The 21,640-nt window shown below is 50.7% G+C and carries 24 protein-coding genes; all 24 read right to left on the minus strand.

The window, feature by feature from the left end; genetic code table 11:
- Positions 1-225: 225 nt before the first annotated feature.
- On the minus strand, positions 226-1,614 hold the full coding sequence (locus OEV59_00580) for an ATP-binding protein (protein MDH4226236.1): 1,389 nt from the start codon (positions 1,612-1,614) through the stop codon (positions 226-228).
- Between the two features lie 16 nt (positions 1,615-1,630).
- Entirely contained in the window at positions 1,631-2,308 is a 678-nt protein-coding gene (locus OEV59_00585) for a response regulator transcription factor (protein ID MDH4226237.1), read from the minus strand.
- 44 nt (positions 2,309-2,352) lie between these two features.
- The gene (locus tag OEV59_00590) at positions 2,353-3,126 is read right to left on the minus strand and encodes a cytochrome b/b6 domain-containing protein (protein ID MDH4226238.1); all 774 of its coding nucleotides are present in this window, start codon (positions 3,124-3,126) and stop codon (positions 2,353-2,355) included.
- A gap of 147 nt (positions 3,127-3,273) precedes the next feature.
- The gene (locus OEV59_00595) at positions 3,274-3,645 is read right to left on the minus strand and encodes a PepSY domain-containing protein (protein ID MDH4226239.1); all 372 of its coding nucleotides are present in this window, start codon (positions 3,643-3,645) and stop codon (positions 3,274-3,276) included.
- Between the two features lie 117 nt (positions 3,646-3,762).
- Positions 3,763-4,272 (minus strand): hypothetical protein, encoded by a 510-nt coding sequence (locus OEV59_00600; GenBank protein ID MDH4226240.1) that lies wholly within the window; start codon positions 4,270-4,272, stop codon positions 3,763-3,765.
- A gap of 6 nt (positions 4,273-4,278) precedes the next feature.
- Positions 4,279-4,707, minus strand: coding sequence for a type 4a pilus biogenesis protein PilO (gene pilO, locus OEV59_00605; GenBank protein ID MDH4226241.1), 429 nt, complete (start codon positions 4,705-4,707; stop codon positions 4,279-4,281).
- 116 nt (positions 4,708-4,823) lie between these two features.
- On the minus strand, positions 4,824-5,342 hold the full coding sequence (locus tag OEV59_00610; protein ID MDH4226242.1) for a PilN domain-containing protein: 519 nt from the start codon (positions 5,340-5,342) through the stop codon (positions 4,824-4,826).
- A 16-nt stretch (positions 5,343-5,358) separates the two neighbouring features.
- Positions 5,359-6,249: a hypothetical protein gene (locus OEV59_00615; protein ID MDH4226243.1), complete on the minus strand. Its 891-nt coding sequence runs from the start codon at positions 6,247-6,249 to the stop codon at positions 5,359-5,361.
- A complete protein-coding gene (locus OEV59_00620) occupies positions 6,206-7,957 on the minus strand; it encodes an ATPase, T2SS/T4P/T4SS family (GenBank protein MDH4226244.1) in 1,752 nt (583 codons plus the stop codon). The genes OEV59_00615 and OEV59_00620 overlap by 44 nt, the downstream gene beginning before the upstream one ends.
- Before the next feature lie 13 nt (positions 7,958-7,970).
- Positions 7,971-9,182 (minus strand): type II secretion system F family protein, encoded by a 1,212-nt coding sequence (locus tag OEV59_00625; GenBank protein ID MDH4226245.1) that lies wholly within the window; start codon positions 9,180-9,182, stop codon positions 7,971-7,973.
- A gap of 7 nt (positions 9,183-9,189) precedes the next feature.
- The gene (locus tag OEV59_00630) at positions 9,190-9,726 is read right to left on the minus strand and encodes a type II secretion system protein (protein MDH4226246.1); all 537 of its coding nucleotides are present in this window, start codon (positions 9,724-9,726) and stop codon (positions 9,190-9,192) included.
- 23 nt (positions 9,727-9,749) lie between these two features.
- Complete coding sequence (locus tag OEV59_00635) at positions 9,750-10,130, minus strand: prepilin-type N-terminal cleavage/methylation domain-containing protein (protein MDH4226247.1); 381 nt, start codon at positions 10,128-10,130, stop codon at positions 9,750-9,752.
- Positions 10,124-10,597, minus strand: a complete 474-nt coding sequence (locus OEV59_00640) for a type II secretion system GspH family protein (GenBank protein ID MDH4226248.1) — start codon at positions 10,595-10,597, stop codon at positions 10,124-10,126. The genes OEV59_00635 and OEV59_00640 overlap by 7 nt, the downstream gene beginning before the upstream one ends.
- Positions 10,598-10,625: 28 nt before the next feature.
- Positions 10,626-12,599, minus strand: coding sequence for a secretin and TonB N-terminal domain-containing protein (locus OEV59_00645; protein MDH4226249.1), 1,974 nt, complete (start codon positions 12,597-12,599; stop codon positions 10,626-10,628).
- Between the two features lie 557 nt (positions 12,600-13,156).
- The gene (locus OEV59_00650; GenBank protein ID MDH4226250.1) at positions 13,157-13,486 is read right to left on the minus strand and encodes a DUF1493 family protein; all 330 of its coding nucleotides are present in this window, start codon (positions 13,484-13,486) and stop codon (positions 13,157-13,159) included.
- Positions 13,487-13,943: 457 nt separating this feature from the next.
- Positions 13,944-14,336, minus strand: a complete 393-nt coding sequence (locus tag OEV59_00655; GenBank protein MDH4226251.1) for a PIN domain nuclease — start codon at positions 14,334-14,336, stop codon at positions 13,944-13,946.
- Positions 14,333-14,533, minus strand: a complete 201-nt coding sequence (locus OEV59_00660) for a type II toxin-antitoxin system VapB family antitoxin (protein ID MDH4226252.1) — start codon at positions 14,531-14,533, stop codon at positions 14,333-14,335. The genes OEV59_00655 and OEV59_00660 overlap by 4 nt, the downstream gene beginning before the upstream one ends.
- A 227-nt stretch (positions 14,534-14,760) precedes the next feature.
- Entirely contained in the window at positions 14,761-15,237 is a 477-nt protein-coding gene (locus OEV59_00665; GenBank protein MDH4226253.1) for a hypothetical protein, read from the minus strand.
- A gap of 364 nt (positions 15,238-15,601) precedes the next feature.
- Positions 15,602-15,910 (minus strand): hypothetical protein, encoded by a 309-nt coding sequence (locus OEV59_00670; GenBank protein MDH4226254.1) that lies wholly within the window; start codon positions 15,908-15,910, stop codon positions 15,602-15,604.
- Between the two features lie 184 nt (positions 15,911-16,094).
- Positions 16,095-16,403, minus strand: coding sequence for a hypothetical protein (locus OEV59_00675; GenBank protein ID MDH4226255.1), 309 nt, complete (start codon positions 16,401-16,403; stop codon positions 16,095-16,097).
- Between the two features lie 355 nt (positions 16,404-16,758).
- Entirely contained in the window at positions 16,759-19,215 is a 2,457-nt protein-coding gene (gene recG / locus OEV59_00680; GenBank protein ID MDH4226256.1) for an ATP-dependent DNA helicase RecG, read from the minus strand.
- Between the two features lie 121 nt (positions 19,216-19,336).
- A complete protein-coding gene (locus OEV59_00685) occupies positions 19,337-20,065 on the minus strand; it encodes a hypothetical protein (protein MDH4226257.1) in 729 nt (242 codons plus the stop codon).
- Between the two features lie 192 nt (positions 20,066-20,257).
- The gene (locus OEV59_00690; GenBank protein ID MDH4226258.1) at positions 20,258-20,911 is read right to left on the minus strand and encodes a hypothetical protein; all 654 of its coding nucleotides are present in this window, start codon (positions 20,909-20,911) and stop codon (positions 20,258-20,260) included.
- A gap of 19 nt (positions 20,912-20,930) precedes the next feature.
- Positions 20,931-21,605: a DUF4919 domain-containing protein gene (locus OEV59_00695; GenBank protein MDH4226259.1), complete on the minus strand. Its 675-nt coding sequence runs from the start codon at positions 21,603-21,605 to the stop codon at positions 20,931-20,933.
- Between the last annotated feature and the right edge of the window lie 35 nt (positions 21,606-21,640).

A 21,640-nucleotide genomic window follows, 5' to 3' on the forward strand; every position in this document is an offset into this window, starting at 1 on the left:
ATTCGCCGCTTTTTTCGATTCGGCTGGCGCGGCGACGCCACCCTTATTTGAACCCTTTAACCGAGAAAAATGGTACACCTCCCCTTGCGGGCATGGATGTACGCACAGTGGCGATTATATTTAAATGCCACCCCATTGTCAAGATAAATATTAAATAATTTTTAATGATACTTAGGAAGAAGGAATTACGTGTCTGCAACTGCGGATTAAACGGAAAAGAGACCTTTATTTACGCGGAAAAGCTACTCTGAATGTAGTGCCCTTGCCCTCCTCGCTCTCAACGGATATGGCCGCTCCGTGCGCGTCCATTATGCCCTTTACAATAGAAAGCCCAAGCCCTGTGCCATCGGCAACGCTTCTTGCGCCGTCAGCCCTGAAAAAGCGGTCGAATATCTTTTGCTGCGAGGCCTTGTCAATGCCGACACCGGTATCCGATACCGTAACAACACAATATTTAGCGTCCGAGCGCACGGCTACATCTACATATCCGCCTCGCCTGTTGTACTTTATGGCATTATACACAAGGTTCACGAAGGCCTCGGTAATGCGCTCTCTATCGGCCGATACCACGGAATCATCCGCGTCTAGTTTTAGTAGAACGCCCTCTTCTTCGGCCTTTTGCCCAACGAGCCTGAAGACGTCGTCTATTACGTCCTTCACTCTGACATCGGCCCTTGTCATGCCGAGTATGCCGGCCTCGAGCCTTGCGACCTCGAGGATTCTGTCTATCATAAACGACATGCGGCCAACGGAATTGGATATGCCCTCGAGCGCTGTTATATACTCTGCGCTTTCGCGCTTCTTCGCCAGCGTCACATCGCAGTAGCTTTTAATCACAGCCGCAGGCGTTCTAAGCTCGTGCGAGGTCTCGGAGACAAAGCGCTGCTGCCGCTCAAACGAGGTCTCGAGGCGGGAGAGCACGGTATTGAAGCTCTCGGCCAGTGGCCTCAATTCATCTGACACGCCTTCGGTGTCTATGCGCCTCATAAGGCTTTTCTCGGTTATAAGCCCGACCTCGCGCGTAAAGAACCCTATGCCTCGAAGCGCATAACCAACGGCCGTGTATATGGCAGCGGCCGTAAGAAGAAACACTACCGTAAGTACCAGGAACGTGCGCCGCTTGAACACTGAGAGAAGCACATATGTTTCTGTAAGCGATTCAGAGGCCTGCACTATGATACTTTTGCCTTTGGGAGTAACAAAGCGCTGCTCTATCAGCCTGTGAGGCTTTCTATCAGGGCCGGTAATAAACGAAAGCTCGGGCTCAACCGAAGGCAGCCGAAACGGCAGCGCTGCGCCCACTATGGATAACGACGGCGAGGACTCAAGTACCTTGCCGCTCTCATCCGATATCTGGTAGTAATGGCCGGAGAGAGGCTCTGCGTAGTCGCCAATCGCTATGTCGGCCAGTTCGGCAAGAGAATCGCGTCCGTCCCTGCCGTAGATGTGCCCGGCAATCAGCTGCACCTCATCGTGCAGATGCTCGTCTACCGCGCCTATGGCTATGTTCTTCAAATTATAATAAAGGTAGAACCCAAGGGATGCGTATATGGCAGCCGACGTAAAAAGGAACACTGCAACGAGCCGCGACTTTATGGATGATGAAAATATCACCGAAGACCGACTCCGCTTATTCTTCCTGGCTTCTTAGCATGTAGCCCGAGCCCCTGACCGTCTGTATGAGCTTAACTTCCCTGTCCTTGTCTATCTTCTTTCTAAGATAGTTTATGAACACGTCCACAACGTTCGAATCCCGCTCGACATCCTCCTCGTATATACGCTCGCTTATGGCCTGACGGCTGACTACCCTGTCCTTATTGTACGCCATGAGTTCGAGTATCGAGTACTCCTTTGCCGAGAGCGCTATCTCCTCGCCGCCCCTTCTGACAATTCTCGCGGCCGTGTCTATCTCGAGGTCCGCTATCCGTATAACCGACTGCTTTGCCGAAGACTTTCTTCTAAGAAGCGCGCGCACCCTGGCAAGCAACTCACCGAACTCGAAAGGCTTTGGAAGATAATCGTCTGCGCCGGCATCGAGCCCCTTGATTTTATCCGCAACGGAATCAAGGGCCGTAAGAAGTATTACCGGGACCTCGGACTTTGCCGCTCTAAGCTTCTTTAACACGGCAATGCCGTCCATCTTCGGAAGCATTACGTCGAGTATTACTACGTCGACCGGATAATTCGCAGCCATATAAAAGGCCTCCTCTCCGTCGTACGCAACGTCGACGTTGTAGGAGGCCTCTTCAAGGCCCTTCTTTATTATATTGGAAAGTTCCTTTTCGTCCTCAACAAGCAGAATACGCACGTTCCACCCTTCCGGTTAAAGACGCTTCCATGCCTCTTACAGAATCAATTGACCTCGTCCTTTTCATAGTACTTCGAGCCGCTTATCATCGAAGAAAGAAGCCCTCTTCTCTCGCCTATCTCATGGAGTATCAATCCGGCAAGGTGCGCTGCTATGAAGAAGAGCAGGAAACCGTACCCGACTTCGTGGACCTCTTCCATTGCCTCGACAAGCGGGCTTTCTTCGCCGTGCCCGTGCTTAGCGCCTTCGCCTTCCACTGCGGCCGCGCCGTTTGCCTTTTCGTGCTTCTCGTCATCGTCGGCATAGGCAACACCGGTCTCTACACTTTTGCCGGCAAGCACGCTTCCGGGGAATGTGCCAAACTCCTCGCCCGAAAGTATGACGCCTGAGAAGACCTGCATTATAAGCACCGCGAAGAGCGGGACATACAGCATGGAGGCAAGGCTGTTATGCCCTTTCTCAACAGGCGGCTTGCCCTTGAGGCCGCCAAACACCCAGCCAAGGTTCTTGAAGGCATTTATCCATCTTTCCTTCTTATAAGGAATGATATCGGACCACTGCGCGTACTTGTTGCCGACAAACCCCCAGATTATTCTTAGAATGAGCGTCACGGCAAGCACGTGCCCGACGTACGCGTGTATTTCCTTTATCGGCTTTCTTATGGCTTTTCCTGCGCCGAGTTCTTCGAGAATTTCGTAACCGACCATCGAGAGGATAAGGAATATAATAAGCCCCGCGTTGGTCCAGTGAAGCACCCTAAGGGGCCAGTCCCATACCTTTACCTCGGTAAGCCCTTCTTTTCTAACTATATCGTTCATCTTCACATCTCCTTTGCAATGACTTCGCTAACCCCCTGCGCCTACAACCCTATCTCCACAATCAACGCACCAGACATCTTCGGGCGGGATAACAATATCTCTTATCATATTATACCCCGCCCTTCGAATGTCAACATTGGGCCAGTGTTACTTCTTATCGGTCGTCGTACCCTTGGTGTTCTTGTCGTCTCTGTCCTTACGATCCCTTATGGTTCCTTCATCAGCATCGACATAGAGCTTTTCAACACCGTCCTTGGTGCGTATCTTTACTTCATAGGCGCGCTTGCCTCTTTCGTACTCGACCTCGATAACCTCGCCGGGCACTTTATCCTTTGCTATCTTTACGGCCTCTTCGAGCGTTACCTTTGTCTTTTCCGCGCTACCCTTCTTACCTTCGTCCTTAGATGCATACGAATTGCCGGAAGTAAGCGCCACTGCCGCCAACACCGCTGCAAACGTTGCAATCACCCTTGAGTACTTCATGTTATACATCTCCTTAGTTGGTTTCTGTTTTGACATCTCGCCCTAGGCCGGCCGTGCTTCGGGCTTCATATGACAAAATTATAACAAACCAACATTAATCGGAGATTAAAGGTAAAGATTTTTCAGGTACTGCAAATAACCGCTGCTATAAAATTAATTGCCTGCCGCAGAGGCCTTGATATAGGCCTCCTCGCTGCTTCTTTCGTCAACGATCTTTACGGAATCACCCGATATCTCGGCAACCTTATAATAATTCTCTATTACATCGCCGACCTTTACAATGTAAACGTCTGCGCCCCTGGCAATGAAGATGGTCTTTTTCTCCGACTTATTGACATAGCCCATGAACCTGGCGTCCTTTGCAAAAACCGCCACAAGCGGCTCTGGCGGCGGCACTGGCGCAGGAATTGCTACAACCACCGGCGGCGGAGGCGCAACAACCGCCTTTGCCAGCCCTACGGGCCTGAATATATCGCGCTTGACAGATGCCGAGGGCTTGGGCCTCGTATCCAGAGTACCAAGCATGACCTTTACCGACTGGCCCCGCGTAACACCCGTAAGCGCCACGGATGAAGAGCCTTTGCCGAGCGCGACATAAAAAATAACGGCCAGCGCCCACAGGGCAACTATTACTGCAATATGTTTTTTATCAACGCCTCGCATGAATGATTACCTGTAGTACGCCGAAAGGCTAAGCTGTATTGTTATGACCGAGCCAGAGGCGCTGCCCTTTGTAAGCGCCATATCTTCTATGACGACCATCTCGGAAGTGGCGTCAAGGTACGCTATAAAACGCTTTATATGGGCGTAGCCGCCCTCGACCGGCAGCGTCACCACGTAGCGCGATATGCGGGCCTTCTTTATCGTATCGGACTTATACGTTCCCTTCGTTATCTTGAGCCCGAGCCTTTTGCCCTCGGCGTATATGGCAGAGAGCGTCTTATTTACCGCCTCTTCGTCAGGGAGCCTGCTTCTAAAAGTATCGAGGTCCTCCGAGGCTTTAGAGAACATGAACACAGGGTCGTTGCCGCGCCAATCGCCGCCTTGCCCCTTACGAAACTTTATCAGGCTCACATCCCTGTCCTGTGATGCAGCCACGGTGAACGAAAAAACCGCGTTCACGAGCAACAGTACTGCTGAAATAACGGTAACTGCGGCAGCCGGCGTCCGTAGCCACGCCAAAACGGATTTTCTGTATACCGCAAAAGCCACGGCTACGCCCTTCCCTTGTACACTGCGTGCACTGAGAACATTATCTTTTTCGCTCCGCCAATTGTCTTTTCGTCATGCGCCTTCAAAAACGCCTCGCTAAAGCGCCCCGACTTGGAAAGCTTCTCTACAAAACTCATCGCGTCGTCGAAGCTCGATGCCATGGCGTTTATCTCCACATTGCCGCTCTCGGGCTCGGGCGCTATATCGACTATCGTAACGCTTGCGGGCACGCTCTCCTCTATATGGGTAAGAAGCGTCGTCCATGAGAACGCCTTACGCCCTATGATTGAATTTACGGCCACTGTCTCGTCCTTGATTCTCATCGCCTCTTCGATAGAAGGCGCCTTGGCATTGACCAGGTACGCAGAATTTTCGGCCATAAAAGAACGCGCCGCGAAATATCCGTATGCATTGTACGCGCTGTACACGGCGGCGCACACGGCAAAAGCGGCCGTGACCCACACCGGCACGCTAAGGCGCCTGTGGCGTTTTGTCGAGAGGTCTATGTGTATCTTCGTCATTTGAGCCATATATCCGTCAGTACTTGAGCGCGCCGAACGCGGCTACAACGCTTAAGACATCCATCCCCGGCGGCGTATCCACGCCTGAAGGAAGAAGCGAGGCAGGCGAGATGGCCTCCACCTCGACGTTGCTTACGGCTGCCTTCAAGATAGACTTCTCCGCGAAATCGAGCGAATACAGCCTGTCCGGGGCGCCCTCGCCAGAGTGCGCCGCATAGTACGAGAACGACCGTTCGACCTCGCCAAGGTACTCCTCGTCGCCAGAGACGTCCTTTGTGCGGCAAAACTCGAGGACATTATCCCTTACGGCCATGAATGTGAAATACCCTTTTCTCCTAATGACGAGAGAATACGAAGCCGAAAGCCCTGCCCTGTCGGTAAAGACGTTGAATATGTCGAAGCTCTGGAGCGTTACCCTCTCGACCACCATGCCGGCCCTCTCGAGGCAATCCTCGAAGAACTCGACAAAGGCCCTTGGTGCGGCAACTGCCGCAACCCTGGCCCCCTTGTCAGGCACAAGCTTATGGTACGACACAACGCATTCCTCTGGCTTTAGGAACAATCCCTTTGCGGTCTTCATTCCTATGAGCCTTGCTTCCTCATCGGCATTTTGCGGAAGCGTTTCGAAGTCCATTATCGATATTTTGGCGACGGTATCGGGCAAGGAAAGCGTTACAGCGGAGGCCTTGCCCCTGATTTTTTCGAGAGAAAGAGAGAGGGCCTCTGCCTGCGGCAGCATGGCGCCGCCGCCCCACGCAAAAGTAGCAACGGAGAGCGCCGGCGGTTTGCCAGGCTCCGTGGCATCGAGGCGCGCGGCCGAGGCATCGGGCGACGGAGTAATCACAACGCTCGAACCTGCTGATTTAACGGTTTTCCTCAACGAACGTAACCCTGTTAATTTCTTCAAGCGTAGTATGACCGGAAAACAGACAGTCTATGGCCGCCTGCCTTAAGTTCCTCATGCCCTCGGCAGCGGCCTTTTTCTTTATGGCCGAGACAGGCTGCTTTGCGCCTATCATATCCTTTATATCGTCTGAAAGGTCGAGTATCTCGAGTATGGCCTTTCTTCCCGAGTATCCGGTATTAAAGCACTCGGGGCATCCCTTGCCTGCGTAAAACACTGCGCCCTCGGCCTTCTTCGCATCTATGCCAGAGGCCTCGAGCGCGGCGTTGTCTATACTGACGACAGCGCGGCACTTATCGCATACGAGGCGAAGAAGGCGCTGCGCCATGACGCAGTTAAGTGACGAAACGAAGTTATATGGCTCTATGCCCATGTGTATGAAACGCCCTATGACGTCGAAAACGTTGTTGGCGTGCACGGTGGTGAACACAAGGTGCCCTGTGAGCGCGGCCTGTATGGCTATCTGCGCAGTTTCCGGGTCCCTTATCTCTCCGACAAGGATTTTATCCGGATCGTGCCTTAATATCGAACGAAGCCCCTTTGCGAATGTAAGCCCCTTTTTCTCGTTAACGGGGATCTGCACAACCCCCTTAAGCTCGTACTCGACCGGGTCTTCTATGGTTATTATCTTATCCTCGCCGGTGTTTATCTCGGAAACAGCGGCGTATAGTGTCGTAGTCTTGCCGCTTCCGGTTGGGCCGGTGACGAGCACCATACCGTAGGGCTCCCTTATAAGGCGGCGTAGAAGTTTTTTATCCGGCTCTCCAAACCCAAGGGAGTCGAGGCTCAGTTTTCGAAACTCCTTGGTGATGTTCTCTTTGTCGAGTATACGTATGACAGCGTCCTCGCCGTAGATGCTTGGCATTATCGAGACTCTGAAATCTATGGTCTTCTCCTTTAGCTTTACCTTGAACCTTCCGTCCTGCGGTATGCGTTTCTCGGAGATATCCAATTCGCTCATTACCTTTATTCTTGATATTATGCTTGCCTGAAAATTCTTATCCAGAGGCCCCATGACGGCATGCAGCACGCCGTCAAGCCTGTACTTCACGATAAGCCCATCCGCGGTAGACTCCATGTGTATATCGCTTGCGCGCTTTGCAAGCGCGTCGTATATGGCGGTATCCACGACCTTGATTACAGGGCTCGAGTCCTGGCTTATTTTTTCAAGAGATAGTACGTTATCTTCCTCGCCCTGCTTTCTGGAAGCGTCTCTCCCCTTCGCGCCAAAGCCGCTTACAGCCTCGGTAAGCATCTTTCTTGATCCCTTGCCTGTTGCAAGAAGCGCGGAAACCGCGCCCACGGTGGCAACCCCTCTGCCAATGACCTTCCTGCCGCGCTGCCGTATAATGCGCTCTATGTCGTCTATGGCCGATATGTCGGTTGGGTCGCTTGTCACTATAAACGTGCCCTCGCCTGAAGGGTCCTTCATTGGCACAACGCGCGCGCCGTGCAGGGCCTCGTAAGGAATAGCGTCAAGGGCCTCGTCATCTATATGCATGGCCTCTGTCTCAACGAACTTAAGCCCGTACTGCTCGGACAAAGTAATCGCAAGGTCTCTTTCTCCGATAATGCCAAGTTTCACGCAGGCCTCGCCAAAACGCATGTCTTCGGCCTCCGACATATCGAGTGCGCGTGATAACCCCTCCTCGCTAATGAGGCTCTTCTCCACGAGAAGTTTTCCAAGCCTTTTATACGCCTTAAGCTGCATCACCCTTCACCCCTTAGAACCTTGAACCCATCTGGAATATCGGCAGATAGAGAAGTATCACGATAGTGCCGATGATAAGCCCCATGAATATCATAAGCGCGGGCTCTATCATGTTCGTCATTATCTGCATCCTATGGTCGACCTCTTCGTCGTGATAATCGGCTATATCGAGTAGCATCTCCGGAAGGCTCGCTGTTTTTTCTCCGACCGTGAACATGCGCTGCGTTATGTCCGGATAGAACGAAACCTCCTCCATGGCCGAAGCGACAGAAGAACCCTCGCGCGTCTTTTTTATCACGTAATCGAGCTTCTCTTCAAGCACCGAATTCGAGAGCACGGGCTTCGCGGTCTCTAGCGCATGCATTATAGGCAACCCGGACTTGAAAACCATCGCAAGCGTTCTCGAGAACTTTGCCGCCGCATACCCCCTGTACACGTCGCCAAACTGCGGGAACCCGAGCTTTAGGGAATCGAGCCGCCTTTTGCCGGAAGGCGTCCTTAAGTACAGCACCGCGCCGGCAAAAACCGCCGCCATACCTATCACAAGCGCTATCCAGTACGCGCGCACCAACACCGAGGCCGCAAACAGCGCGCGGCTTGCGACCGGGAGTTCTCCTGAAAAACCCTCATAGACCTTGGAGAACGTCGGCACAACATACCACATGAGAAAGCCTATGGCAAAAGTGCTCACAAAAGCAAGTATCAGCGGGTACGAGACCGAGCGCACTATTTTCTTTCTAAGCGTCTCGATACGCGCCGCGTACTCGATATAACCTTTCATGGCAGGCAGCATATCGCCTGTCCTCTCGCCCGAACTTAGCGCAGCGGTATAGAGCGGAGAAAACACGTCCGGCCTCTTGGCCATTGCCTCTGAGAGCTGCATGCCGCTTCTTACGCCGCTTGAAACGTCCCTTATCGCGCTCTTTAGCGTCACCGAGGCCGCGCCGGCGCCAAGCGCGTCGAGCGCATCCACGACCGGTATGCCTGCCTTCATGAGCGCTATAAGCCCCTTGGTAAAGACCATGAACTCGGCCCTCTTTACGCCCTTGCCGGAAAAAAGCACAGGGCCTGAAAGAAAGCCGAACATGCCCTCTGCCCTGACATCCAGGGCGTAGAGCCCCTCGCGCTCGAGCTTTACGTGCACATCGTCCTCGGACACTGCCTCCATGTCCCTCACAAACACCTTGCCCGAGTCGTTTGCGGCCTTTACCTTGTACAATGCCATAATATCCTTATTTGCCCTTTGCCAAAGCCCCTGACGTCTTCACGCCACCTGGGGCGCCGCCAGGCAAAGCAGCCCTAATCCTGTATCTGAACTCCCAATCGGAATAGCTCGTCTTTCCGGCCATATCCTCGAAGTCCTTTGGAAAATTATCCTGCTTAAACGGAGTCTCGCTGCTCTTGCTTCTTACGCCAACGATTGAGCCGTCCGGTTCCTTGATGATATCCAAATCGTCGTTTTTTCCAAGCGGATCTTTATACAGGCGCCGTATGTGGCGCTTTAGCACAGGAAACCGCCTGTCGTTCTCGAGCTCGGCTATGTCGCGCGGGAACCTGCGCTCTCCGGGCCCTGTCTCGTAATAGCTCTTTATGGCCTGCACGTACGCCGTGCCTACGAACAAAAGCTCTTCTTCCTTTTCCCTTTTGTCAACAGTGCTCCACGCGGAACCCGTAACCGCAAGAGCTACTCCGGCTATCACCACAAGAAACAGCGCGCCAAGGTAAGTAAACCCCTCATCTTCGCGAATATCGATACGCCGTTTAAACATGCCAAACCCTCTTGCCAGGGGCATCACCACTCGGAATACGGCACGCCGTTTAGCCCTTCCCCGTCGCTTCCGGAGCGAACATCCGATATGCCTTCGGAAGTATCCGAGTCAACGGTTACCCACGTATCCGTTGACTTCGTGAACGGATCCTCCGGGACCTTACGAAGGTACTTCTTACTGACAAGCTCTCCAAGCGCAGCCGGGTACTTGCCGGTATCGGCAAAGTGCTTATCAAGGGCATCGCGCATCTGAAAAAGATCTTCGCTAAGTGCAGCTTCCCTGGCCTTGATAAGATGCCGCTGGTACGTCGGCACGGCTATTGCCAGAAGAACGGCCAGCACAGAAAGCACTATCAAAAGCTCGATGAGCGTAAATCCGTTATCGTGTTTTTTTTCGCTTACCATTTCTTATACGGCGTTCCGTCTATGGCAGTGTCCTCGCTTAACGAGTACACATCGAAGACATCCTCGCCCTCCTCCGGATCTTCTGCGCTGCTCTTATAGCTTCTGAGCCCCCATGTCTTCTCAGGCGGCAGATACGCGTCCGTGTTCATAGGGTCTCTGGGGATGCGGCGAAGGAACTTGAGCTTTTTTCCAAACTCCGGCGAAGACGCGTCGTCAATGCCCTCGACAAGGACATCAAGGCTTGGCGGATAGCCAGAGGCTCCGGCCTTTTTGATAATCTTGCCGTCGTCCCACGCTTTCTTGTATGCATCGAGCGCAAGACGTATCTCGCGCAGATTCCTCTTAAGCTCTATTTCCCTGGAACGCTTTGCCGAGAGCTCGGCAAGCGGAACCGCAATCGATGCGAGTATCGCGATAATGGTGATAGTGACGAGGAGTTCGATTAAAGTGAAGCCTTTGTCGTTCATCGCGCACTACGCCTCTCGTACCGGTATTTTAAGGCGTCCTGCGCTGCGGAGCCGGCGCGCCTCCGGGCGAAAACGGTGTTGGCATGGTCATCGGCGGCGGCGGAAGCGGCGGGGCGCCAAACTTATCACTATCATCGGACGGGGATCCACTACCCGGCTGAACCGGCATGACCCCTGGCGCCGTATCATACGCAACCGGCGCGGTATCGGTATACGTCACAACCCCTGCGGCAGACGGGTCGTCCTCTCTTCCGGACCAGAACGAGCCTTCTTCGGCGCTTGGCACATCCACCCTGCGAACGATATGCGGGGTTATGGCAAGAAGTATCTCGGAGTTTACCTTGTCTCCGGTGTTACTGGCAAAGAGGCTGCCGACAAGCGGTATGTCGCCAAGCCCGGGGATCTTTATCCTGCCCTTTCTCTCTTCATCGGTTATGAGGCCGCCTATGACCTGTGTCTCTCCGTCATAGAGCCTAAGTATCGTTTCCACATTCCTTGTTCCAATCTGATAGACAACGCTTCCGCTTTGCGTAACGGTCTTTTCTCCAAGCGTGCTTACCTCGAGCCCGAGCTTTAAATCTATCTCGTCGTTTGGCCTTACAGTTGGCTCGACGTTTAGCTTAACGCCAACGTCCTGGTACTGCACGTTCTCTGTCCTGGTATCCGTTGTGCCGCTAACCGTTGCTGTTATGATGGGCACGCGCTCGCCTATGTGTATCTTGGCCTTGGCGTTATTTTTGACGCGAATCTTGGGGTTTGCCAGTATCTCTGTGGAGCCGTCCTTTGACTTGAGGTTTATAACCCCTGGCGGCAGCGTAAAGAGCATCTTCGAGCCAACGAGCTGGCTGCCGAAGTTGCTTGCGAGAAGCCCTCTTGGAGAGTCCGCGTACCCGTATGTATCCGGGTTCGGGACGTTCACGCCTATTGCGTCCGGTATGGCGAGGCCAAGGTTATAGTTCTTGCTTTTGCTGACCTCCATTATCTCAACGGCAAGTACGACTTCGGCATCGGCCTTATCGGTTGCATAAAGTATCTTCTCTGCAAGATCTATGGACGCGGGCTTGCCTCTTATGACAAGGGCGTTAAGCTCATCGTGCACGTATATGTCTTTAGCCTTGACCATGCTGCGAATGAGGTTAACGGCCTTTTTCGCGTCGATGTTGTCGAGGTAGAACACGCGTATCATCAAATCCTCGTACTGCTTGTCCTTTGCCGGAGAGGCCGGGTAGATGATAATGGTATTTTCGCTCACCACCTTCTTCGAGACGTTGTTGGTCTGAAGAAGTAGATCAAGGGCCTGCTTAAAGGTCGCGTCTTTTAGGAATATAGAAGACCTTGTGTCCCTCAAATCCGAATCGAATATGAAGTTTATGCCGGAAAGCTTCGATAATACTGAGAAAATGTTCTTTAGCCCGGCGTCCTTGAACTCGAGGGTTATGGGTGTGGCAGACTTGATGTCGAGCATCACGCCGTCCATCATGATACCGGCGTCCTTGGAGAGCTTATCGAGTTCGGCAGATGAGGCGGAATTCTTCGGGTCGAGGCTAACGGACTTCTTAAAGCTATTTCTCGCCTCTTTGATGTTGCCCTTATTCAGTGCGTCCACGCCCTTGCCGTAGAAGTAGAGCGAGTCTATGGTGTTCTTGGTTCTCTTTACATCTTCCTCGGCCTTCTTGTTTGTCGGGTCGAGTATTGCGGCAACCTGGAACTCTATGAGCGCCGAGTCGTAGTCCTTTGACTCCGTAAGCCTTACGCCGCGCTCATGGTGAGAGCGCGATGATTCCACGCGCGCGTTCCTGTACTTCATTATGTAGCCGACGTTTTCCGGGTCTTTCTTAACCGCCTCGGTGTATATGAGAACAGCCTCGTCCCAGTCGCCAGAGGCGGCTTTCTTGTCAGCGCGCTTTACAGCCTGGGATGTTGAACATCCGGCAATAAGGGAAATCGCCAGTATAGACAGGAAAATCTTGCTTAAAAAGGTCTTTTTTATGGTAGAAAACACACCAAACCCCTTTCACCTTAGGTTTTTTTAAGGTGTTACAGTGTATTTTAAATCTAATTAAGTATAAAACACCTATAATTATATGTCAACTAAATAAAGAAAAACGCAGAGTTAGGCGAAAACCATCAAAACCGCCCTCGCCCCTCTTTACTTTGTTATTTTATCATTATCGGCAGCGAAAGAAAAGGCATTACTGGAGAAACGAGAGCCGTAGATACCGCCCCTTCTGCCTGGTGGCACATGACAGCAGGCCGACGGCCTGCACCCGAATGCAAAGGATTAAGCTTCGTAACCCCTCACCTTAATCCTCTCCCCAATGCGATTGGGGAGAGGGAATTTTTAAAAAACATCGCTGCTATTGGCGCATGAGAATATCCTCGTTCGAAAATAAAATCCCTCTCCACGCATCAACGCGGGGAGAGGGAGAAAGGGAGAGGGGTGCGGGCTTGGTTTGCATTTCGTAAGCTCCGTGGTTCAGTTGACCTCGATTGCAAAACTTGCCTCTATTGCGGGGCAAGAACCGCTTGACTTTCAAGACGGTATCTACCTGGCTCCTTTTATTTTATCCATCTGCCCTCACGAATTGCGTCAACAAGATCCTGTACCGTTATAGCTCCTTCTCGTTGCCTTAGATGAAATATATTTAGCATACTATCTATTAAACTAAATAAATTGGCTCCAGCTTCCGGACCAAAGTATTTAGCATAAGAAAAATCTCCTGGCTGAACAGAAAATCTCTCAAAAAAAGCATCCATTAATTCAATTCCATCGTCCCCATCCACGCCCAAATCATAATTTATACGTGTGTTCGGTGATATTTTATCTTTTTCAATCCCCAACACATCATCTAAAAAATTTACACACTTTTCATAGATATCATCAGTCATTTCCGCACCCCTCATACATACAGTAATGTCTACAATGCTGAATGCGCGTTACATCAGCTGCCAGAATAGTCCGTAGGGTGAGCATCGCCCACCGAATCTTAACGTGCCTAATTTTACCACAAAAACCTTATACAACAAAGCGCCGTAACCCCTCACCTTTATCCTCTCCCTCAATGCGATTGGGGAGAGGAAATAATTTTAAGGAGCACCGCTGCTATCGCGCATGGGAATATCAACGCCCACAGACGTGACGCCTGCACCCGCAAATAAAAATCCCTCTCCACGCATCAACGCGGGGAGAGGGAGAAAGGGAGAGGGGTACCGGGCTTGATTTGCATTTCGTAAGCTCCGTGGTTCAGTTGACCTCGATTGCAAAACTTGCCTCTATTGCGGGGCAAGAACCGCTTGACTTTCAAGACGGTATCTACCCGGCTTTAGCGCCGTTCTATCAGCAGCTTTATAGCACCTTAAGCCCGGTGCATGCGCTTATGCGCTCAAAATCGCTGTCTTTGTGCAAAAGGGTCAAATCATTTTCGAGGCATATTGCAGCAATGACACAGTCAACGGTTTTTCTTACTGTCTTGCCGTTTTTCCTGCATATTCTATAAATTTCAGCCGCCTTCAAATAAGTTTCGATACCGCTCGGCTTCCAAATCGGAAATTCCAAAAGATAGTCCTTAACCTTCTTGAAACTATCGTCGTCCTTAATTCCCTGAAGAACTTCGACAACAATTATTTCGGCAAGTGAAATATCGTTTTCCTCTTCGATAAGCCTATGTAGAATACGGCGCTCTCTTGAATTTGCTCCATTCAAAAAATCTATCCAAACACTGGCGTCAACGAGTATCATACCCTGCTTTTTCTCGACCTGCCGAGGCAGCCGGTCCATTTAACCTTGCCCTCAAGCTCAAGAATCCGCTTCCTTTTAAACCTGCTCACCAGCTCCGTGAGGGCATAATTTACCAGGGCCTTTTTGGTTTTTTTGTGGGTAAGCTTCATAGCTTCCTTTATAAGCTTTTCATCGAGTTCGATGTTCGTTCTTAACATGGCGCTCCTCCTTTTCCAATATTCCTATACACATAAAATAGCATATTTTTGTGTACAAGACAAGCATGAAAATGTCTGTGCCTGCAAATAAAAATCCCTCTCCCCGATTATAACGGGGAGAGGGAAAAAAGGAGAGGGGCACCGGGCTTGATTTGCATTTCGTAAGCTCCGTGGTTCAGTTGACCTCAATTGTAAAACATGCGCCGGGTGTGACCCGCCCTACGCCGCTATTTGAACACAAAAGCCGGCAACTCGCTCAAATCGGCTACCACTGAAATCTCCTTTATCCCAGCAGCGAGAACCCAAATGTACGCCTCATCATCGAAATAAATGGAATAGTGCTTAAACCTATGTTTTCCACCCAACTCCTGCAGATATTTATGATGTCTTCCAACATCATGATACCATGTATTCAAAACTCGCTCTTGCCAATCCGAACCATCACAAATAAGTATCGAAGAGGAATCTATAAGCTTAGAAAATTTGCTTTCAATACATACGGCTTGTCTACATTCGAAAGCAAGTGTATAATCAAAATCTATTTTGACCCACTGCTTATCTCCATTATTATATTCATAAAAGTAATACAGAACAAGTTCTATGCCTTCAAAGCATATCTTCGGCCCAGTGCTGCAATTTGTTTTTAACGGCAGGGCTATTTTATCTCGAATTTTAAATTTCTTAAAATATCTTTCGAGAACCATAAAATCATCTCCTGGAGTCCGTAGGGTGGGCATCGCCCACCGAATCTTAACGTGCCTAATTTTACCACAAAAACCTTATACAACAAAGCGCCGTAACCCCTCACCTTTTTCCTCTCCCCAAGGCGAGTGGGGAGAGGATTTTTTTGAAAAACACCGCTGCTATCGCGCATGAGAATGTCCGCGCCCACAGGCGTGACGCCTGCACCCGAATATAAAAATCCCTCTCCCCGATAAAATTCGGGGAGAGGGATTTTTGGAAGAGCACTTTGCATGGCAAGAACCGCTTGACTTCCAAGACGGTATCTACCCGGCTTTCACACGTGAACAGCCACCATACACCGCTGGTGGCGATGTACCCTACAAACTAATCGCCATAAAATTTTATATATAAATGAATGTCGTCCTTACACTTATTTGCAAGCACCAATATTTCCTCTAGTATTTTCAACTCTTCTGCCACATCAGTTTTTTTTATAAGCCTCTCCCATTCTGATATAAACTGTGGCATCTGTATACTATTAAAAACAGTATTCCCGTACCAATCTACGAAACGCAAAAGCGGAAATGTTTCATCGTCTACACTTGGTAAAAGTCTAGGAAGAAAACTATGCGGGTCTCCAACGATAGCCAAACTTTCGCCACGCCTCAACTCTAAAGCGACATCGATTCCCATTTTATATACACCCTTGCTCCTTACCTTATCTCGCTTATGAACTTAATAAAATAACGCTAATTCGACCATTAGAAACTATACCGTAAACATAAAAACCGACACCGTATCTTCCCATTTAACTCAAAAATTCTTTTTAAAAATCGGTCAAAAAAACTACTTCGTCCTGTAGCATTCCGAGTTGCGATTAATCTACAGAAAACCTTAAATACAAATGAACACCTTCAGCACACCGTTCTGCAAGTATCATTATTTCCTCTAACAGGTTTATCTCCTCGGGTACACTCGCTTGTCTTCTAAGTTTCCTCCAATCTAAAATAAACTGTCGCATTTGAAATTTATTAAAAATTGTGTCGCCATGCCTGCTTATAAATCTCAACAACGGAAATGCGCTGTCGCTTATGTCCGGCAATAATGCAACCAAGCACCCATGTTTATCCAGAACACTTTCCTCCACCTCCCCACTTTCGCTTTCCAATGTAACACTTAACTCCATTCCTATTCCTCCTTATGGCGCACCAGAAAAGGGGACAGCGCCCTTTTTACGGCTTTTCCTTTTTTAGCCTTCCCTGCCCTGCTCGCTATCTTACCAAACCACCTAAAAAAATAAAATCCATTCACAGGCCCGCAAGGTTACCGTCAGACGCGGCAGCAGCCTTTACCTAATCATAAACCGGCAAGTTGCCTGTCAGGCTAGACATCGCGCCACATTAGCGGCGCGTACAAACAACACATTTTTGCTTCGCAGGCCTATCCGTAGGATACGTCGAGGACGCAAAAATGACCGGCAACAACGCATGACAGGCAAATCGCCGGTTTCCTGTGGCGTGAAAATCGGCGGCCTTCCCGAATCACCCCACCTCCGCAAGCTCGAGGCGGCCCTTCCACCTGGCCTTAACGACTTTGAGCGCGGCGGAGCCTTCGGCGGATTTAAGCGCAGGGTCTTTTTCAAGAAGCCCGTTTGCGTCCTCTCTTGCAGCCTTCAGTAGCGCCGGGTCCGAGAATATGCCGCTTGAACGAAACTCCGGCATGCCGGACTGCCGCGTGCCGATAAAATCCCCCGGCCCACGTATCTTCAAGTCCTCTTCGGCAATCTTAAAGCCGTCAAGCGTATCCTCTAAAACCTTCAGCCTCTTCCACGTGTCCTCGTTCTTCGTATACGCTGCCATGAGGAGGCATAAAGACGGCTTTGTGCCCCTTCCAACGCGCCCCCTTAATTGATGCAACTGCGCAAGGCCGAACCGCTCGGCATGCTCAACGAGCATCACCGTGGCGTTTGGCACGTCAACTCCGACTTCAATCACAGTGGTAGAAACGAGCACGTCGATCCTGTGCTCCTTAAAGTCCCGCATAACTGCCTCTTTCTCATCGCTCTTAAGCCTTCCGTGCATGAGAGCGACCTTAAACTCCGTGAAGATATCCTTGGCAAGGTGCTCCTTCATGCGCGTTGCGTCCTTCAACGGCAGTTCCTCGCTTTCCTCGATTAGCGGGTATACGATATACGCCTGCGCGCCTGCGTTAAGCTCCTTCTTGATGGCAGCATAGGCAGCGGTGCGCGAGGACTCTCTAACTATCTTCGTCACAATCGGCTGCCTGCCCTTTGGAAGCTCGTCTATGACAGACACGTCCAGATCGCCAAATACCGTCATGGAGAGCGTTCTCGGTATGGGAGTTGCCGTCATGACAAGAATATGCGGAGGCGCGCCGTCAGCGCCCTTTTTCTTAAGCTCGGCCCTTTGCACAACGCCAAAGCGGTGCTGCTCGTCTATCACTGCAAGGGCGAGCGAAGCGAACTCAACGTCCTTTTGTATGAGCGCGTGCGTGCCGACTATTACATCGACCTCGCCTGCTTTTATGAGAGTAAGGAGCTTCTTTCTCTCTGCCTTTGTAAGAGCACTCGTAAGGAGCGCAACGCGTAGCCCAAGCGCCTCGGCGTAGCCGTGCATGTTGATATAATGCTGCTCCGCAAGTATTTCCGTCGGCGCCATGATAGCGGCCTGATGATCGCACTCCACGCAATCGAGCGCAGCCATGAAGCTCACTACCGTCTTGCCGCTCCCTACGTCTCCCTGCACAAGGCGGTGCATGGGACTGCCGGATGCGATGTCGCGTCTTACCTCGTCTATGACCTTGTCCTGCGCCCTGGTAAGCTCGAATGGCAAGAGTTTTCTAAGCTTTTCGGCAAGCTCGCCCTTTGGCCGCACAACACACCCTGCCTCTGCCTTTTGTGTTTTCCGTTTAAGGAACAGCCCGAGCTCGAGCGAGAAGAGCTCGTCGTAGGCAAGCGCTTTCTTCGCGCCGTCGGCATCCTGCATGGTCTTTGGTAAGTGCGCCATTCGAAAGGCCTCGCTAACTGGCGAAAGACTTCGCTTCGATAGAGAGCCGCTTGTCGCAGCGCCAATGCCAAAAGCCGCGTACTCGGCAGCAATGCTGCCGATAATGCGGCGAAGCGTTCTCTGGTGCATGTTCTCGATTTGCGAGTACACCGGGACTATTCCCTCGGCCTTTAGAGCAGCCGCGCCCTCGGATGCGTCGTCGTCCTCGAACTCTACGTCAGGGTGGATGATTTCCTTCTTATGCCCGAATACTGTGACAGGGCCGTAGCAGACGAGTTTTTTACCCGGCTCGTAGAGTTTTTTCATGTAAGAGATGCGGTAGTTGAACCATTTAAGCGCCATCAAAGACGCGCCGTCGGTGATTGCGGCCTCGAAGACCTTGCGCCTGCCGTACCTGGCCTCGCCTGCTGCAACGACCTCGCCCCTGACTACTTCGTTAACTCCGGCAGTCAGCTCTTTTATCTTCTTAATGCGCGTCCTGTCTTCGTAGCGTATGGGCAGAAAATAAAGCGCGTCCTCGATTGTAGCGATGCCTTTATTCTCGAACCTCTCGCCAAGCTTCGGGCCAATACCTTTTACGTACTGTATCGGGGTTGAAAGTTTTTTAAGGTTTTCGTCGATATCATTTGGAACGGAGGCAGACGCGCCGGATACAGACGGCCCCTTAGGCTTAGAAAGAACGCCGACAATCTCTATGGCCCTGCCAACGCGTTCTTTTTTTAACTCGACATCAAGAGAGTCAAAACCCGCGAAGATGAGCTTAAGTTCAGAAAGTATTTTTTTCCTTGCAGGAGCGGCGGCTATCGCCTCATCTGCGACCTTCGTAACCAGCCCTTCGAGGCCTTTGACAGTATGGATGTGGGCAAAGTTGTCCTTGGATGCAAAGGCAAGGGGTTTGGTAAGAGTATCTAAGATGTCGGAAATGGATTTATTTGGCATATCGTTCCCGGAAGCCTGCGATTCGCCTGTCATACTTCGTTAGCCGTCATTTTTGAATCCTCAACGTATTTTCCCAATACGCCTGCGGTTCAAAAATGCCGTCTGCCTCGTCTGACAGCCGACTTGCAGGCTTAACGTAACACTCAAACAATATTTATAATTTTTCTACCGCACTACTCGATATAATCGCTTTTATATTCTCGGGATACGAAAAACAATATACAACCTTAAACCCTCCGATATCGCAACTAAAATCCGATGGAAAATATATTTTACCTGAATCAAACATCCTATCTGCCACCAAAAGTAATCTTACATCCTTCATGTGCATTTTATACTTCGGCAAGTTCTCCGCTTTCTCCCTTATAATAGACTCAACAGAAACTCTATCGACAGTCCTCACCCAGCCTACCTTATCAGGCACATAGACCCACTCCCGCTCCTTTTTCCACATATCCGGGAGCCTTCTAATATAAACGACACAACCTTTATATGGTTCACATCGCTTTTGTTCCAACTCGGCCATCCCTTTTACGTTTTCCACTATGCAACTTAGCAACTCTTCCTCATTATCGATATCGCCTAAAAACTGCGCTTTTATTGGAACAGCAAGCTTATCCTCAGATCTATAATATGCATTAGCCAATTCCTCGACTACCCCTCTACTTTTACTTTCGGATTGCTTTTTTATAGAGCCACTGTCGGATTCATCAGAAAAGATATGTCTGACTTCCAGACCAAACTCACCTTTATCGCTTTTTACAACCAAATCCGGCCACTCTTTCTCGTTGAGAGGTTCCGTTATGTCCCAATTTGCACAAAGTAATTTACCAGCAGCCTGAGCATAAAACACTTCCTCTTCTTTTTGACGTTTTCTAGTCATACAACATCTCCATTTTCACAATAACCTTTTATTCACCGCCGCTACCCACCATAAAGCGGCAAGTTGGCTGTCAGGCTAGGCGACGGTCATTTTTGCTCCGCAGGCGTATTCGATAATACGTCGAGGAAGCAAAAATGACCGGCAACGACGCATGGCAGCCAAATCGCCGCTTTCATATCGCCACCCAAATAACTACAGCCCGCTAACTTCCTTAAGCCTCTCCACCCACACGGCAGAACCCAGCAGATTGAACTTCCACCCCACATACCCAATGCCTTTTGCATATACGTACGTCTTTGCCGAGCCAAGAGAACTCAAATCCCCGCCCTTTGGCGCGCAGCCGATTTCAATGGACTGATACTTAACGCCCGCAACGTCTACCGTAGAGGCTTTGTCGAACACGCAGCGCATGGTGCCGATTACTTTTCCAACTGGCTTTATGCGCTCGCCGTTTTTATCTAACATATCGGCATAATCGGCAAGCGGCATGTCCCACTCCGTGCCTTTTTGAAGCGGGTTTTTAAGTACCGGATACCCGCCGCTGCCAATAACCGCCGCGCCGCCGCTATCCACGCTGTACTCAAGCGCGGACTTAAAGCTGCCGCTCACTAGCGCCATGGACTCCTCGGCGCGCATTGCAACAGCGCCGCCATCCGGCTTCTTTACCGCGAGTATGCGAACTACGCGCTCTTTACTATTTTCTATGGAATAAACGTATTCGACGTTTTCTTTTGCAGGATAGAAATAAGCGGCAGCCACCGGGACATCGCCGATCTTCTCTGCACATCCGGCAGAGACCAGCGCACAAACCAGAACGCATGTAGCGACAAAGGCCGCATTCCTCATTTCTTACGCCTTCCCTGTCTTATTTCTTAAGCTCTTTGGCAAGCGTGGAAAACGGCAGATCGACATTAAAATAAAGATCCTTCTTTTCTCCGCTCTTTTCATCCGTAACCGTCATAAGGTCGAAGGAATGTCCGTCCTTATTGACAAGCTGCTGCTTTTGCGGCTTGAACCCGTTCACGCTAAACCAGATATACTCCTCGTGCACGTTTATGACTATCATGGCCGTATCCTTTGTAAGCCCGTCGCCGCTTGAGGTTATGGAATCAACAAGGCCGCCGAATATGCGCATATGGAAACGCGCCAACTTCTCATCGCCTTTTCCTCTGTAAGCAAGCACGGCAATGTAGTGCCCGTCCATATCAGTGTAATTAGTCTCCAGAAGACCACTGGCCACATCGAGCGCCACATCGTATTTGCCGTTATCCAGGGCGTCGAAGGCAAGGTTGACTATCTCGGAAGTCAACGCATAGGGTTTATAAAAGCCGGTCTTTGTGTATGAAACGCGGAAGGCAAGGTAATCTATCTCCGTGTTTCCTGCCTTAAGGTCCTTCACATAATCATCGTAGGATTTTTCCTTGACGCCTGCCTTAGGAGCCTTTTTGCCCTCTGCCGCAGCCGCAACGCCGGCCAGAACACCTAAAGCCGCCGCAAGGCAAATAACGCATAACAGCGACCTCATCGCGATCCTTTTCATAATCACCTCCGTTGCTTTTCGTTATTGACCGCAGC

It is taken from the genome of Deltaproteobacteria bacterium (assembly GCA_029858205.1).
Taxonomy (GTDB): domain Bacteria; phylum Desulfobacterota; class GWC2-55-46; order GWC2-55-46; family DRQE01; genus JAOUFM01.